General features: G+C 28.9%; 15 protein-coding genes. 9 read left to right on the forward strand and 6 right to left on the reverse strand.

Going from position 1 to position 15,705, the window contains the following annotated elements:
- Nucleotides 1-11: 11 nt before the first annotated feature.
- Both BHW04_RS05925 and BHW04_RS05930 read left to right on the forward strand, forming a co-directional pair.
- The gene (locus tag BHW04_RS05925; RefSeq protein ID WP_186835533.1) at nt 12-281 is read left to right on the forward strand and encodes a hypothetical protein; all 270 of its coding nucleotides are present in this window, start codon (nt 12-14) and stop codon (nt 279-281) included.
- Nucleotides 282-414: 133 nt separating this feature from the next.
- The gene (locus BHW04_RS05930; protein WP_302699176.1) at nt 415-1,623 is read left to right on the forward strand and encodes an NADP-dependent isocitrate dehydrogenase; all 1,209 of its coding nucleotides are present in this window, start codon (nt 415-417) and stop codon (nt 1,621-1,623) included.
- Nucleotides 1,624-1,783: 160 nt separating this feature from the next.
- Here BHW04_RS05930 and BHW04_RS05935 read toward each other — a convergent pair whose 3' ends face one another.
- Nucleotides 1,784-3,010 (reverse strand): aminopeptidase, encoded by a 1,227-nt coding sequence (locus tag BHW04_RS05935; protein WP_302699177.1) that lies wholly within the window; start codon nt 3,008-3,010, stop codon nt 1,784-1,786.
- 183 nt (nt 3,011-3,193) lie between these two features.
- Here BHW04_RS05935 and glsA point away from each other — a divergent pair, with 183 nt between their 5' ends.
- The 4 genes from glsA (at nt 3,194) to BHW04_RS05955 (ending at nt 7,886) form a co-directional block, all read left to right on the forward strand.
- Nucleotides 3,194-4,114, forward strand: a complete 921-nt coding sequence (gene glsA / locus BHW04_RS05940; protein ID WP_302631738.1) for a glutaminase A — start codon at nt 3,194-3,196, stop codon at nt 4,112-4,114.
- A gap of 69 nt (nt 4,115-4,183) precedes the next feature.
- Nucleotides 4,184-6,703 (forward strand): DNA polymerase I, encoded by a 2,520-nt coding sequence (gene polA / locus BHW04_RS05945; RefSeq protein WP_302699178.1) that lies wholly within the window; start codon nt 4,184-4,186, stop codon nt 6,701-6,703.
- Between the two features lie 13 nt (nt 6,704-6,716).
- A complete protein-coding gene (coaE, locus tag BHW04_RS05950; protein ID WP_022212803.1) occupies nt 6,717-7,319 on the forward strand; it encodes a dephospho-CoA kinase in 603 nt (200 codons plus the stop codon).
- A 9-nt stretch (nt 7,320-7,328) separates the two neighbouring features.
- Nucleotides 7,329-7,886, forward strand: a complete 558-nt coding sequence (locus tag BHW04_RS05955) for a lytic transglycosylase domain-containing protein (protein WP_302699179.1) — start codon at nt 7,329-7,331, stop codon at nt 7,884-7,886.
- Nucleotides 7,887-7,932: 46 nt separating this feature from the next.
- Here BHW04_RS05955 and BHW04_RS05960 read toward each other — a convergent pair whose 3' ends face one another.
- The 5 genes from BHW04_RS05960 to BHW04_RS05980 all read right to left on the reverse strand — a co-directional run bounded on the left by BHW04_RS05960 (nt 7,933) and on the right by BHW04_RS05980 (nt 13,031).
- A complete protein-coding gene (locus tag BHW04_RS05960) occupies nt 7,933-8,802 on the reverse strand; it encodes a 50S ribosomal protein L11 methyltransferase (protein WP_302699180.1) in 870 nt (289 codons plus the stop codon).
- A gap of 3 nt (nt 8,803-8,805) precedes the next feature.
- Entirely contained in the window at nt 8,806-9,477 is a 672-nt protein-coding gene (locus BHW04_RS05965) for a flavin reductase family protein (protein ID WP_302699187.1), read from the reverse strand.
- Nucleotides 9,478-9,633: 156 nt separating this feature from the next.
- On the reverse strand, nt 9,634-10,899 hold the full coding sequence (locus tag BHW04_RS05970) for a D-alanyl-D-alanine carboxypeptidase family protein (RefSeq protein ID WP_302699181.1): 1,266 nt from the start codon (nt 10,897-10,899) through the stop codon (nt 9,634-9,636).
- A gap of 29 nt (nt 10,900-10,928) precedes the next feature.
- A complete protein-coding gene (locus tag BHW04_RS05975) occupies nt 10,929-11,657 on the reverse strand; it encodes a type 1 glutamine amidotransferase (protein WP_302699182.1) in 729 nt (242 codons plus the stop codon).
- A gap of 15 nt (nt 11,658-11,672) precedes the next feature.
- Nucleotides 11,673-13,031: a Mur ligase family protein gene (locus tag BHW04_RS05980; protein ID WP_302699183.1), complete on the reverse strand. Its 1,359-nt coding sequence runs from the start codon at nt 13,029-13,031 to the stop codon at nt 11,673-11,675.
- A 371-nt stretch (nt 13,032-13,402) separates the two neighbouring features.
- Between BHW04_RS05980 and BHW04_RS05985 the strand changes: the two genes are divergently transcribed.
- From BHW04_RS05985 to BHW04_RS05995, 3 genes are all read left to right on the forward strand, one after another.
- Entirely contained in the window at nt 13,403-14,110 is a 708-nt protein-coding gene (locus tag BHW04_RS05985) for a LytR/AlgR family response regulator transcription factor (protein ID WP_302699184.1), read from the forward strand.
- A gap of 296 nt (nt 14,111-14,406) precedes the next feature.
- A complete protein-coding gene (locus BHW04_RS05990; RefSeq protein ID WP_302699185.1) occupies nt 14,407-15,093 on the forward strand; it encodes a hypothetical protein in 687 nt (228 codons plus the stop codon).
- 87 nt (nt 15,094-15,180) lie between these two features.
- Nucleotides 15,181-15,684, forward strand: coding sequence for a hypothetical protein (locus BHW04_RS05995; RefSeq protein ID WP_302699186.1), 504 nt, complete (start codon nt 15,181-15,183; stop codon nt 15,682-15,684).
- The last annotated feature ends 21 nt before the right edge of the window (nt 15,685-15,705 follow it).

The raw sequence follows: 15,705 nt of genomic DNA on the forward strand, positions 1-15,705 counted from the left end.
AGGTTATTTTAATGAATGGAAGTTTAAGAAGTATATTATATTTAGCAACAACTATAGCTATATTAGTTTTAGTATTTAAATTTGTAAGTTTTATGTTACCATATGTATTAATAGCTGCTTTAATAATTTTTATATATAGAAAGATTAAAGGTACATTGGATTATAAGAAAGAAAAACATGAACAAGGAAGCGTATATACAACAAAACCATCAGAGGAAGAAAGCCCATTTGATTCAGAAGATGGAGAAATAATTGATGTAGATTATAAAGATGTAAAATAGTAAAATCAGCTGAAAAGCTGATTTTTTTGCTTTATAGCAAATTTAAAAGCTATTGATGGAATAAAAATATTAAGGGAAATTTTGATAATATCATAAAACAATTGTATAATAAAGGAAATAAGGGGGTGTATTTATGAGCAAAATAAAAATGATTAATCCATTGGTGGAAATGGATGGAGACGAAATGACTAGAGTAATATGGGGCATCATTAAAGAAGAACTATTAGAACCTTTTATAGAACTGAAAACAGAATATTATGATTTAGGATTAAAACATAGAAATGAAACAGATGATAGAGTTACTGTAGAAGCTGCTAAAGCCATTAGAAAATATGGTGTAGGTGTCAAATGTGCCACAATAACTCCAAATAAAGATAGGGTAAAAGAATATAACTTAAAAGAGATGTGGAAAAGTCCCAATGGAACAATAAGGGCTATTTTAGACGGAACAGTATTTAGAAGTCCCATAATTATAAAGTCTATCAAGCCATATATTAGAACATGGCAACAGCCAATAACCATTTCAAGACATGCCTATGGTGATATATATAAAGACGTAGAGATGAAAATTACAGGCTCTGGCAAGGCAAAACTTGTATTTGAAGATAATAATGGAGAAGTAAGTGAAGAACTTATCCATGATTTTCATGAAAAAGGAATTGTTATGGCAATGCATAATAAGAAAGATTCCATAGAAAGATTTGCTAGAAGTTGTTTTAATTATGCCATAGATACTAAACAAGATTTATGGTTTTCTGCCAAGGATACAATTTCTAAAAAATATGACCATACTTTTAAAGATATATTTGCAGAAATTTATGAAAAGGAATATAAAGAAAGGTTTAATAGCCTTGGAATAGAGTATTTTTACACTTTAATTGACGATGCAGTTGCAAGAGTTATAAAGTCAAAAGGTGGATTTATTTGGGCACTTAAAAATTATGATGGTGATGTAATGAGTGATATGATAGCAACAGCTTTTGGCTCACTAGCCATGATGACTTCCGTTCTTGTTTCACCAGAAGGATATTATGAATATGAAGCAGCTCATGGTACTGTACAAAGACATTATTATAATTATTTAAAGGGAATAAGCACTTCCACTAACTCTATAGCTACAATTTTTGCTTGGAGCGGTGCTTTAAGGAAAAGAGGAGAAATGGATGGATTAAAAGAGCTTGTTACCTTTGCACATAATTTAGAAAAAGCATCTATTGATACCATAAATGACGGTGTCATGACTAAAGATTTGGCACTTCTTACAGATCTAAAGGATGTAAAAGTTACTGATACAGAAGGATTTATTAAAGCTATAAGAGAAAGATTGGAAAAATTACTGTAATTACTGAAATAAAAGGGGATGTGGCATTAAGAATAAATACTACAATATATTGTGTATAAAAATTTTAGTGCGACATCCACTTTTTCATTGTTTTTATACCAGTTATATGAAAAGTTTAATCATTAACTTAGTGTTACCATTGGTGAGTGGAAACCATTTTCTAAAATGCCCAATTACCATTTTTAAATACAGAAACCTCTGTTCCATCATTAGTATAACCTGTTACTTCTAAATCAGCTGTTCCAATCATAAAGTCTACATGGATTAATGAATCGTTAACACCAATTTCTTTTAATTGTTCTTCACTTAAATCTTCAGAATTTTTTATACATGGATAAGCCCTACCAAAAGCAAGGTGACAAGCTGCATTTTCATCAAATAACGTATTGTAGAATATTAAGTTAGAATTTGATATTGGTGAGTCGAAAGGAACTAAGGCTATTTCACCTAAATATCTTGCACCTTCATCAGTGTCAAGAAGTTGAGATAATACTTCTTTTCCTTCCTTAGCATCAAAATCAACAGCTTTTCCATCTTTAAAAGTTATTGAAAAATCATTAATTAAATTACCATTGTAGCTAAGTGGTTTTGAAGAAAATACTATACCATTAACGCCAGTTTTCTTAGGTAAAGTAAATACTTCTTCTGTAGGCATATTGGCATTAAATAAGATGCCTTTTGTATCAGCTTCTTCTCCACCAGCCCAATAGTGATTTTCAGGAAGTTCTACAGTTAAATCAGTACCATTGCTACTTTTTAAATGTAAAGATTTAAAGTTATGATTGTTCATAAAATCAAGATTTTTGGCAAGATTAGTATTATGTTTATTCCATGCTTCAACTGGATCATCAGCATCTATTCTAACTGCACTAATTATAGCTTCTCCTAATTTCTTTAAAGCTTCATCATCATTTACATCTGGGAAAACCTTCTTAGCCCATGCAAGAGTAGGGTAAGATAATACACACCATCTAACTTTATTAGCTGTTGCTGCTTCAGAATATTCTTTTAAAGCTATACTTCTTGCTTTAGAGTAAGCAGCTATATTTTCAATAGGTACACCATTAAAGGCATCAGGATCGGAGGCAGAGATAGAAATAAAGCATGCACCGTTTCTAGCATAATAGTTATATGTCTCACCAAACCATTCAGGTAAGTTAGATAAAGTAGCTACAGAATTATTTGATAATCTTATTTTGTTAAGTTTTGCATCATTATAGTTTACAATAACATCTTTAGCGCCTACAGCATAAGCTGCTTCAGCAATAAATCTTGCAAACTCAGCAGTTTCAATAGGACTATTAATACAAAGAGTATCATTTTCTTGTAAGTTAACACCCATTTCCACTGCAAGTTTGGCATATTTTTTTAATAATTCAATATTCATATTAAACACCTCTAAGCTTATTTTAAATAAAATATAAATAAGTATACCATAATATGTATATATAATGTTATAAATTTTTAGCCAATTAATAAATATTAAAAAGAATAAATAGATAGTATCATTGATAAAAAATTAAATAACAACTATAATTAAATTAAATAAGATATAGGGAAGGAAAGACAAATGAAAAAGTTATTAGAAAGTTTGGTAGAAAAGAATAAAGTTCATGCAAAGGAAGGAAAATTAGCTTCATATATACCTGCACTTATGGAAGCAAATCCAGAAGCAGTAGGGATATGTGTTGTGGATTTAAAAGATAAATATGAGTTTTGGGCTGGCGATAGCGATGTTAAATTTACTATACAAAGTATTTCTAAGGTAGTTAGCTTAATAATTGCTTTAAATGATAATGGAAGAACTAATGTTTTCAGCAAAGTAAATGTAGAGCCTACAGGAATGGGATTTAACAGTATAGTTAATTTAGAGGCAGCCATAGAAAATAGGCCGTATAATCCAATGATCAATGCAGGGGCCATTGTAACTACATCATTAATATTTGGAGAGACTCAAGAAAGGAAATTAGAAAGAATTTTAAATTTCATGAGAAGAGCTACCAACAATCCTCATATAGGTATAAACGAAGAGATATATTTAAATGAAAAAGCTACAGGAGATAGAAATAGAGCTTTAGCATATTATATGAAGAGTACAGGAGCCTTAGAAGGAGACGTGGAAGAAGTACTTGATTTATACTTTAAACAATGCTCCATTGAAGCAACAGCAAGAGATTTAGCTAGATTTGGTGCTGTTATAGCTAATGATGGGGTAACGCCTTGGAGCAATGAAGTTTTAATGTCTAGAGATATATGTAGAATAGTTAAAACAATCATGGTGACATGTGGAATGTATGATGCATCAGGAGAATTTGCTATACATGTGGGTATTCCAGCTAAATCTGGTGTAGGTGGAGGAGTTCTTGCCACTGTTCCAAGAAGATATGGTATAGGATTATATGGACCAGCTTTAGATGCAAAAGGAAATAGTGTATGTGGTCTTCGTATATTAAAGGATTTATCGGAAGAGTTTGACTTAAGTATATTTTAAGGTGTTATTTTCCAAATATATGGATAGTTATATATAATGAAAGAATAGTATAAAAAGATGGAGGATTATATGGAAAAATTATTGATTATAGATTCTGAAAGTCTAATGAAAAGAGCATTTTACGCAATACCTAATATGAGCAATGAAGAAAGCTTATATACCAATGCCATATATGGATTTACTAAGATGCTTTTTCATATAAAAAAGAAAATACAACCTAATTTAATGGCATCAGTTTTAAATAGTATAGGAGAAAATATTCCAAAAGTCCTTTGTGAACAAAAACCATATATAAAAGAAATTTTAGAAAATGCTTCAGCTGTTATATATGAAGAAGATGATATAGATGTATCTAAGACAATTACATCTCTTGTAAATGATGGTAGAAAAAAATCAATGGAAATATACATAGCTACATCAAATAAGACATTATTACAATTAATTGATGATAATGTAAAAGTAATATATGTGGAATCAGGAATAAATAGTTTAAATATCTATGATAAAGAAAAATTTATAGAAGCATATGGTATAGAGCCAATGCAATATATTGATGTACTAGCACTTATGGATAGTAATTATTTGGGCGAAAAAACAGCTTTAAGCTTAATAAAAACTTATGGCTCACTGGAAGGTATAATAGAAAACTGTGAAAAAATTAATTCTAGTAGAATAAAAAAAGTCATTGAAGAAAATAAAGAAAGTGTACTTTTAAATAAAAAACTTATTTCTGTAAATGGTAATGAAGAAGGAATTACTTTAGTTAATGATAGTAAAGATTATAATGAAGAGGAGCTAACGAGGATATTTAAAGAACTTAATTTAAGTAGTCTTTTAGAAGTTTTAGGTATTGAAAATATAGATGATATAGCTAGTGATGAAGAAGAAATTAAAGTAATTGATAAATTAGATGATTTTAAATGTTTCATAAAAACTATTAAGGAAAGAATATATATTACTTATGAAACATCTAACTCTAATGTGTATTCAAAAATAAGAGTAGAGAATATGTACATTTGTAATGGAGATGAAAGTGTAAAAATAGATTTATCTAGTTTATATGAAGAAAATATATCAGAAACTAATCTTCTGTTAAAAGAATTTATGGAAAATGATGACATAAAGAAAGTTATTCATGATGGTAAGAATTTACTAAAGGCACTAAGCAAAGATGGTACACAAGTTAATGGTTTTGATTTTGATAGTGCTATTGCTGCTTATTTAATAGATTCAGCAAGAGATAAATATAATTTAAATGAACTTATTAATGAATACTTAGAAAAAAATATAGATGAAAAAACATCATCAGCAATTAAATATTTAAGTGAGCTATATGTTTATTTAAAAGGTAGAATAAAAGAAGAAGGTATGGAAGAACTTTATTATAATGTTGAACATCCACTTATAGGTGTATTATCAAGTATGGAAGTAGTGGGGTTTAATGTTAATGAAGAAATACTTGAAAGCTTGGCAGTAAAGTTCAAAGAAGAAATAAAGAATACTGAAAAAGAAATTTATGATCTTTGTGAAGAAGAGTTTAATATATCATCACCAAAACAGCTTGGAAAGATATTATTTGAAAAATTAGACCTTCCAGTTATAAAGAAAACTAAGACAGGTTATTCCACTAATGCAGATGTATTAGAAAAGCTAAAAGATAAGCATCCTGTCATTGAAAAAATAATTTATTACAGACAAATAACAAAATTAAATTCAACTTATGTTGAAGGATTAAAAAATGTTATTGATGTTGATGGAAGAATACATTCAAGTTTTAATCAAACAGTAACAACTACAGGAAGATTATCCAGCACAGAACCAAATCTTCAAAATATACCAGTGAAATATGAAATGGGAAGAGAAATAAGGAAGGTATTTATACCTAAGGAAAAAGGTGATATATTACTTTCTTGTGACTACTCACAAATAGAGCTAAGAGTATTAGCCCATATGTCAGATGATGCTAATATGATAGATGCATTTAAGCATCATAGTGATATTCATACAAAGACAGCATCAGAAGTATTTAAAGTTCCAGTAGAAGAAGTAACATCTCTTATGAGAAGTAGAGCTAAGGCTGTAAACTTTGGTATAGTATATGGAATAAGTGATTTTAGTCTTTCTCAGGATTTAAAAATAAGCAGAAAAGAAGCAGCTGAATATATGGCAATATATTTTGATAGATATCCAAAGATTAAAGATTTCTTACAAGGTGCCATAGATAGTGCTAAAGAAGATGGATATGTATTGACACTTTTAAATAGAAGAAGATTTATTCCAGAGATAAAATCATCTAATAAGATAGTGATATCTTTAGGTGAAAGACTTGCTATGAATGCTCCAATACAAGGAAGTGCAGCAGATATAATAAAGCTTGCCATGGTGAAAGTGTACGAAAGATTAAAAAAAGAAGGATTAGCTAGTGAAATAATACTTCAAGTACACGATGAACTTATACTAAATGTTAAGCCAAATGAATTAGAAAAAGTAAAGACTTTAGTTATAGAAGAAATGGAAAATGTATTTAAGCTATCTGTTCCACTAGATGTTGATGTGAACTTAGGTAAAAATTGGTATGAAGCAAAATAGGAGGAGGTAGCTTATGATAACAATAGGGTTAACTGGAGGAATTGGTTCAGGAAAAAGTACAGTATCATTTATGCTTAAAGAAGCAGGATTTGAAATTATTGATGCAGATATTATTGCAAGAGATGTTTTAAAAAAATATCCTGAAATTTTAGAAAGAGTTAAAGTTGAGTTTGGTGCTGGATTCTTTGACTGGAGAGGGGAATTTAGAAGAAAAGAATTTGGTAATCACATATTTAGATTTCCAAAGCAAAGAAAAAAATATGAAGAGATAATAATGCCTTATATAAAGCGTGAAATCTTTGAAAGCATGGATAACCATAAGAAGAAAGGAACAAAAATATTAATTTTAGATGCACCTACTTTAATAGAAAATGATTTGCATAAGGAAGTAGATTATGTTATCTTAGTTTGGGTAGATCAAAATACTCAAATCCAAAGAGTAAGGGCAAGAGATGGTATGATTAGAGAAGAAGCTATAAATAGAATTAACTCTCAAATGCCACTGGAAAGAAAAAAAGATTTTGCCAATATAATCATTGAAAATAATGATATATTACCTAAAACTAAGGAACAGGTTGATCTGCTTATTGATTTTTTAAATAGTAATTTGAAGTAGGTAGAGATAATGAATTTAAAAAAAATTATAGCATTTTTACTTTTAGTTTTGCTTGCTTTTTTAGGAATCCAACAAGGTATGAAGAAATATCTTTATCCCTATGAGTATAAAGAATATGTAGAAAAGTATAGCAATGAATATAATTTAGATCCTTTACTTGTTTTATCAGTAATAAAAACTGAAAGTAAGTTTAAGGAAGATTCAACATCAAGTAAAGGTGCTAAGGGCTTAATGCAGATTATGGACAGTACAGGACAGTGGATATCATCTAATGTAGAAATAAGCTATTTTCTTCCTCATATGCTGTACAACCCAGAAATAAACATAATGATGGGTTGTTGGTATTTAAATAATCTCATAGAACAGTTTGGCAATGTAGATACAGCACTGGCAGCTTACAATGCAGGCAGTGGAAATGTCAATGAATGGCTAAAGGATGGCGAATATTCAAAGGATGGAGAAACCTTATACAATATACCATTTGCTGAAACTAAAAAGTATGTAGATAAAATAAAAGTGAGTTATAAAATGTATAAATATTTATATGGTGAAGAGGAAAATATATAAAGATAGATGTGGCTTAATTAAAATGCCACATCTATCTTTATAAATATTACTTAGATTTTTTAAATGTTGCAGTACACCATTCATTAGTTTGATACTTTTCTATAAATTTAAAGCCATATTTTTCAACATTAGCCTTCACTTCATCAAAGCTCCATTCAACAAGGCCAGAAACTAAAAGATTACCATTTTTATTTAAATGATTATTGATAAATTCCATAAACATCTTAGTTTCTTCACCACCGATATTAATAAATATCCAGTCATAGAATTCATCAATTTGACTTTCATCTTCTAAAATATTTCCAACAATAGCTTTTATATTAGTAATGTTATTTAATGAGGCATTTAGTTCAACTTCATCGGTAATATCTCTAATGTCTACAGCATCAACTTTTTTAGCTCCAGTAAATGAAGCAGCAATGGAAAGTATACCAGAACCAGTACCTATATCTAAAACAGTTTTATCCTTTAGCTCTAATTTATTCAAAATAAGTCTAAGAATATCTTGTGTTGTTTCGTGGAGACCAGTTCCAAAGGCACCTTGGGAGATAAAATTTATTTTATTTTTATTTGGATATTCTTCTTCAGGAGAGGCAATAACCCAAGTATCATCAATATGAATGGCTGGGAATTCAAAGGTAGTATAATCATTAGTATTTTCCTCTAATCCAATATGCTTAACACCAAGGATTGAATCTACAAGCTCTATAAATTCATTTAATTCTCCTTCAGTATCATCCATTGTAACTTTTAAAGTGATATCTTCATCATCTTTTTCTATATAGCCATAACCATAATCATCAGTAGTAATTTCTAAAGGTGCTTCGTAAAAGGCGTTATATATATTATGTATTTGTAATTTTTCCATAGCCATATCTAAATCTTTATATGGAATGGTATATGAAAGTATATACATTAATTATCTTCCTTTCTTATTAAAAGATTTTTTAGATTTACTTGATTTTGATTTAGTTGTAGGTGTATCTTTTTTAGCTTTAACTGATTTGCTTTGTAAAGCTTTTTTCTTTTTAGCTACAGAATATCCAAAAGAGCCTAATGGATTAGTATCCATCTTAAAGTACTCTCCATGACAGTAAGAAATTAAATCAGCTTTTTCAAGATGAATCTTACCTTTTTCATCAAATAAATTTTTATTCACATGTGAACCAACCACTTCAGCAATAAAGCAATCATGAGTACCAAGCTGAAGTACTGTCTTTACTTTACATTCAATGGATACAGGACATTCATCGATATAAGGTGAGCTTACATTAGTTCCTTCTTTCATGGTAAAGTTCATTTCTTTTATTTTATCAACGGTTTTTCCTGAACGTACACCAACATAATCTACAGCTTTTGTAAGCTTAGAAGTAGGCATATTAACAGTAAACTCCATGGTTTCAGATATGTATTTATGTGAAAGACGTTCAGGTCTAACAGAAATAGAAAGCATTGGTGGTTTAGTACATACTGTTCCAACCCAGCCTACTGTAAATACATTGTCTTTACCGTCCTTACCTCTAGAAGTAACCATTACTACAGGAACAGGGTTTAAAATTACGCTTCCTTTTAAGTCAACTTTTTCATTCATCATTTATTAAATCCTCTCGTGTAAATTTCCTTTAGATTATAGCACACTTTTACTTAATTATGAATTATCAATGATAAATGATAAATTTATAAAAAAAGAAATCCCACCTTAGTGAGATTCCTTTCCCTAATTACAAATTTAACTGTCAATTAATGATTATCTATAATATCTATTTCTTCTGCTTTTTCTTTTATTCATGTTTATAAGTTTAATAAGAACTACAACTAGTACAATAACTATTACTGTAAATAATAAAGCAGCACCATATAGAGGAAGGTTAGCCTTTAATAAATCGCCAGTTGTTAGAGTAATAGTTCCTTCAACAGTTTCTTCAAATTGTCCTACCTTTAATGTTAAATTAACAGTTTTGTTTCCTGTAAGTTTCCAAGCATTAGTTTCTTCACCTTTATATAATATTTCAGCATGATCATTATTAAAATCATTATTATATAAGTTAATAGCTTTAGAAAGAACTATTGGAGCTGTTACTTCTTTAGTAGGCCCAAAGAATCTAAATAATTTATAGTTTAAAGTTACAGTACCAACTTCACTACCAGCTTCTTTATAAAGACTTTCCTTAGCAGTATATCCGTAATTGGCAATTGATAAAGTATCATTAAATACGTTAGTTCCATCAACACCATATTCAGATCCTAAAACAACAGTAACTAAATTTCTACCATCTTTTTGGAAGTATCCTACGAAGCAATGACCAGCTTGATCTTCAGTACCAGTCTTACCACCAACATTTCCATCTTTACCTAAAATTTTATTTCTTGTGTCGATTAAGATAGTAGTACCATCTACAGATACACTTGTTGACTTTTCAGCCATAACATTTTTTATCCAGTCAGATTTGAAAGCTTCCGTTGCAATAAGAGCTAAGTCATAAGCTGTAGTTACATTATGAGTAGTACTATTAATTTCTAATCCATTTGGATTAATAAAGTTAGAATGAGTAGCACCTAATTCTTTAGCTTTTTCATTCATCATATTAGAAAAAGCATCAACACTTCCAGCTACAGATTCAGCCATCATAACAGAAGCATCATTAGCTGAAAAAATCATAACAGCTTTCATTACATCATCAGCAGAAATTGTATCACCAGCTTTAACACCACCACTAATAAAACCATTAAGAGAGGTTTCAGTAAGGTTTGCTGAATTATTAGTATAAGCTATTAAATCACTTTTCTTTTTGTTTTCAGCAAAGATTAAAGAAGTAAGTAGTTTTGTTGTACTTGCAGGAGAACGTTCATCATCTGCATTTTTAGAGTAGATTACTTCTCCAGTGTCCATATCCATAACTAAAGCAGAGACTCCTAATATATCTGGTTCAGCTGCTTTTGCATTAACTGAAAATGGTAAAGTAATAGCTACAAGAAGCGACAGTGCAATTGATTTAATAAATTTTTTTCTCATTTTTAAAATCCCCGTTCTATATAAGTAATTTATTTATTATTAAGCCTATTAATCATGTACTCTTTAGCTTTAATTTCAAAGCTATCATCTAAAGGTTCAAGAGTTATTTCTTTACCATATTTTAATGATAGAGCAGTAGAAATGAATCTATCTGCAAGCTCAGGATTTTTTGCTAAAAGAGAACCATGGAAGTAAGTACAGTAAGTATTCTTATAAATACAACCTTCATATCCATCACTTCCATTGTTTCCATATCCATGGATACATTTTCCTAAAGGCTTTAAACCATTTATTTCAGTACGGCCTGAGTGATTTTCAAAACCAACATAATACTCGTTAAAATCTTCATTATATATAACTGTATTGCCGATAAAACGCGTGTCTCCACTTTCAGTATAGATATCTAAGATACCTAAACCATTTATTTTTTCTCCACTTGGAGCAGTGTAATACTGACCAAGCAATTGATATCCACCACAAATTGCAATAAGTACTTTTCCAGCTTCAATATATTTTTCTAACGCATCTTTTTTAGCACCACTTAAATCATTTGATACTATTGATTGTTCAAAATCCTGTCCGCCTCCAAATAGTACTATATCATAATTGTCAACATCAAAAGCATCATTTAAGGAATTATTAAGAATATTTACTTTAATTCCTCTAAGCTCGGCACGATGCTTTAAAATTAATATGTTTCCTACATCACCATATACATTTAATAAATCAGGATAAAGGTGACAAATATTTAAATCCATAGCTAGTCCTCCCAATTACCAAAGATTTTTTATATAGCCTTTAGAGTGTAGATATTTTCTGTAATTAATCATAGCAGTATACGTAGCTAGAATATATAGCTTGTCACAGCTACCATTTTTTATTGCTTCAGTTAAAGCTTCGTATTGTTCCTCTATGACAAATTTATTAAGATTTAAACCAGCTGTTTTTAATCTAACGGCCATATCATAAGCTCTTAATCCTGAAATATAAACTTCATCTATGTTTGTTTCAGTAAGCTTTTCAAAATCAACATCCCATATCCAAGAAACATCCTGTCCATCAGCATAATTATCATTTAATAAGAAAGCCGCTGCAAATTTTTCTTTATTTAAGCAGATTGTATCTAAAGACTGATTATAACCTGCTGGATTTTTTACTAAGAATATTTTCACGTCTTTACCTTCTATATTAATGGTTTCTTGTCTACCAAAGCTTGAAGATTGATTTTCAAGAGATTTCTTAATTGCTGAATCATCTATACCTAATTCCTTAGCAATAGAGTATGCACACAATCCATTATAAATATTATAAGTACCAGATTGATTTATAGATACTTCTAAATCATTAAATTTAACAGTTGATTTATCAGCATTTATATCTATGATATCTGTAACAGCATACATTAAATCTGAACGCTTATAACCACAATTTGGACAATAAAAATCTCCTAAGTGATTGTATGTAACAAAATTGTACTCATATGGTGTTTTACAGAATTTGCAGAACTTAGCATCTGCATTAATTTCAATGGTTTTATTATCATTAACGGATTTGTCAAATCCATAGAAATGAACAGGATTTTTTAAGTCTAATTTCCCAAGCAAAGACTCATCACCATTTAAAACAAGAGTAGTTTCAGGAACATTATAAATTCCTTCTAAAATTTTATTTAAGGTAGTATATACTTCGCCATATCTATCTAATTGATCTCTAAATAAATTAGTAACAGTGATAACTTCAGGAGTTATATATTCTGTTATATATTTTAAATTAGCTTCGTCAACTTCAATAACAGCGTAGTTATCTTTTACTTTGCTACCAAACTTAAAGCTATCTACAAAGGTAGTAACAATACCAGGAAAAAGGTTAGCTCCAGTGTTATTTGTAATAACAGGATGTCCGCTTTCCTTTATAATGTTATAAATCATGCTTGTGGTTGTTGTTTTACCATTTGTACCTGTTACTAAAATTACCTTATATCCTTTTGAAATTTTAGATAAAATATTTTTATCTATTTTTAGGGCAACTCTACCAGGAAAAGTAGTTCCACCTTTTAAAATAGTTTTTGTTAAGAAAAGTGTAAATTTTGCCGATAATATACTGATAATTGTTTTAATACTAATTTTCCTCACCACCTAAATATTATATTTACATTATTAACAAGTTATTAACTTTATAATTAACTTCTTGAATTCTTCTAATAGTATAACATAAACTTGATTAGAAACAAATTTATCTTTAACTTAAATTATAAAAATATTATGAAATTTAATGAAAACGGAGGTGGAGTTCATTTATAGATAAAGAAGAAGTAAAAAGTAATTATTATAAATAGGAAAGTAAATTATAATGGATAATATAATAAAATTTAAAAAATAATAAAGAAAGTATAGAAAAAACAATTTAAAAGTGATAGAATATTGTAATAAATACTGTATTTAATGTTATTTAATATTGTTATAGTGATAAATACAATTTAAAAAAGATTAAGTTAGGAGAAAAAATGAGAATTGCAATATGTGAAGATAGTAAATTACAATACCAAGTACTTGAGAATCAAGTGCTTAAGTGGGCAAATGAAAGAGAAGAAGCTATTGACATAGAAGGATTTGAAAGTGGAGAAGAGTTTCTATTTAAATGGCCTGAAGATTGTGATTTTGATTTAGTGTTATTAGATATAAATATGAGAGGAATGTCGGGAGTACAATTAGCGAAAGAAATAAGAAAGCAAGATAAAGATATTCTAATTATATTTATAACGGCAGAAGTAGAACATGCATTAGAAGGTTATAATGTAAGTGCTCTTAATTATTTATTAAAGCCTGTGAAAGAAGAAGCTTTATTTAAATGTTTAGATATTTCTTCGGAAAAGATTAAAGAAAATTCAAGTAATGCCAAATATTTAGTTTTTTCAAAAGGAAGAGATCAAATAAAAGTTGATATAAATAAGATAATTTTCATTTCAGCCTTTGACCATTATGTGGATATTCATTATGATAATGAAATTATTACTATTAAAAGTAAAATTGGTGATATGGAAAAAGTATTAGAATTTAGAGAAGAATTTGTAAGATGTCATAGATCTTACATAGTTAATATAAATAATATAGTAACTTTAACTAAGAAAAGTGCCATATTAAAAAATAAAATAGAGCTTCCAGTGAGCAAAAGTAAATTTGAAGCTGTAAGTGAAAAATTCAAATTAATATAAAAGTACATATAATATAAAATTACATATTATGATAATTCCCGAAGGAATATAATTGCAAACATGAATGATTATATTTTTTCGGGAATTATTTTTAATAAAAGAATAAAAACACAAAAAACGACATAAAAATATAATTTACGAATAATTTTTAAAATTTAACGAATGTTTTAATAAAACTAAAAAAAAGATTATATAATTAAGTCAACAGGTGAGAGAAAACAAAGGAAAAGAAAAACTCACCCAAAAAAATATTAAAAATAATGAATAAATTAAATCATTTAGGGGGATTTTAAATTATGAAAAAGAAATTTTTATCATTAATGATGGCAGCAGCAGTTGTTGCTACAACTTCAGTAAGTGCATTTGCTGACACTACTGCTGACACTACTGTTGTAGAGAATTTAGATAGTACTGATGGAACAGCAAATGTTACTATTACTGGGAATGTTACAGATGAACAAGATAATATGCCAGCTACAGCTTTTAGAGTAACAGTACCTACAACTGCTAGTTTTACAGTGAATAAATCAGTGGGGTTTATAGGGACAGATTTAGAAGTCAAGAATGAAGGAACTCAACAAATAGAAGTTTATGCTCAAAATTTCAGTAGAACTAAAGGTGGTACTGGTACTATAAACATAGTTCCACAGAGTGCACTTTCAGCACCAGAATCTAAAACTAGAGCTGATGTTGCGTTAAGATTAGAAGGAGAAGGGACTACTAATACTGCTTATTTAGGCGCTGAAGGAAAAGGATCAGGAGTATATGACGCTGAAAATTTAGAAACACCAAAGGCAGAAGGAGTTAAGTTATTAACTTTATCTGCAGGGGATAAAAATGCTCAAAAGGGTAAAATATTACTAAGAGGTTTAGCAGGTAAAAAGGAAGTAGCTAAAGCTATTTCAAATAATTTCCAATTAACATTAAGAATTAAAAAGGTTATGAATGAAGATAAGAAGGTTACGGGTGAACCAGAGCAATAAAAACTTGTTTTAAAAGAAATAAAATCCATAATAAATTTATTTATTATGGATTTTATTGAATAAAAAAATAAGAAGAGGAGTGATTATGTGAATAAAAAACATATAAAATCAATAGTGATAATTGTGATTTTATTAGCTTGTTTAGGAGGTATATATTATGTTCTAAATAGCAAAGATAAAAATTCACAAGTCAATGGAGGAGCGAGTGTTTCTGGGTATATCTTAGAAGATGGAGCTGAACCAGGATTGACAGATGATGAAATAAGAGAATTATTACAAAGACAAGTAGATGAGTCAAGTATTTCTTTTAGCATTTCTTCTGATCCAATATTTAAAGGAAAGAAGGCTTTTTTAGTTATGGCTAATCCAAGATATAATGCTTATGATATTGATTATGTTATAACTGTTGATGGAAAAGAGCTAATAAGAACAGCTAAAATAGCACCAAATCAATATATTGAAGAAGTTGAACTTAAAGAAGCTTTACCAAAAGGTAGCTACATTGGTGAAGCACTTATAACTGGTTATAATAAAGAAACTGGTGCAGAAGTAGGGAAAACTATAGTTGAGCTTAATATAACTTCACAATAATTTATGTTATTAATTTAAATA

Origin of the sequence: Clostridium sp. 29_15, assembly GCF_001916075.1 — a bacterium.
GTDB lineage: Bacteria > Bacillota > Clostridia > Clostridiales > Clostridiaceae > Clostridium > Clostridium lentum.

Coding starts and splice junctions, on each gene's coding strand:
- BHW04_RS05925 (WP_186835533.1), top strand. CDS start 12: ATGAATGGAAGTTTAAGAAGTATATTATATTTAGCAACAACTATAGCT.
- BHW04_RS05970 (WP_302699181.1), bottom strand. CDS start 10,899: ATGAGAAAAAAATTTATTAAATCAATTGCACTGTCGCTTCTTGTAGCT.
- BHW04_RS05990 (WP_302699185.1), top strand. CDS start 14,407: ATGAAAAAGAAATTTTTATCATTAATGATGGCAGCAGCAGTTGTTGCT.
- BHW04_RS05960 (WP_302699180.1), bottom strand. CDS start 8,802: ATGTATATACTTTCATATACCATTCCATATAAAGATTTAGATATGGCT.
- BHW04_RS05965 (WP_302699187.1), bottom strand. CDS start 9,477: ATGAATGAAAAAGTTGACTTAAAAGGAAGCGTAATTTTAAACCCTGTT.
- BHW04_RS05975 (WP_302699182.1), bottom strand. CDS start 11,657: ATGGATTTAAATATTTGTCACCTTTATCCTGATTTATTAAATGTATAT.
- glsA (WP_302631738.1), top strand. CDS start 3,194: ATGAAAAAGTTATTAGAAAGTTTGGTAGAAAAGAATAAAGTTCATGCA.
- coaE (WP_022212803.1), top strand. CDS start 6,717: ATGATAACAATAGGGTTAACTGGAGGAATTGGTTCAGGAAAAAGTACA.
- BHW04_RS05955 (WP_302699179.1), top strand. CDS start 7,329: ATGAATTTAAAAAAAATTATAGCATTTTTACTTTTAGTTTTGCTTGCT.
- BHW04_RS05930 (WP_302699176.1), top strand. CDS start 415: ATGAGCAAAATAAAAATGATTAATCCATTGGTGGAAATGGATGGAGAC.
- BHW04_RS05985 (WP_302699184.1), top strand. CDS start 13,403: ATGAGAATTGCAATATGTGAAGATAGTAAATTACAATACCAAGTACTT.
- polA (WP_302699178.1), top strand. CDS start 4,184: ATGGAAAAATTATTGATTATAGATTCTGAAAGTCTAATGAAAAGAGCA.
- BHW04_RS05935 (WP_302699177.1), bottom strand. CDS start 3,010: ATGAATATTGAATTATTAAAAAAATATGCCAAACTTGCAGTGGAAATG.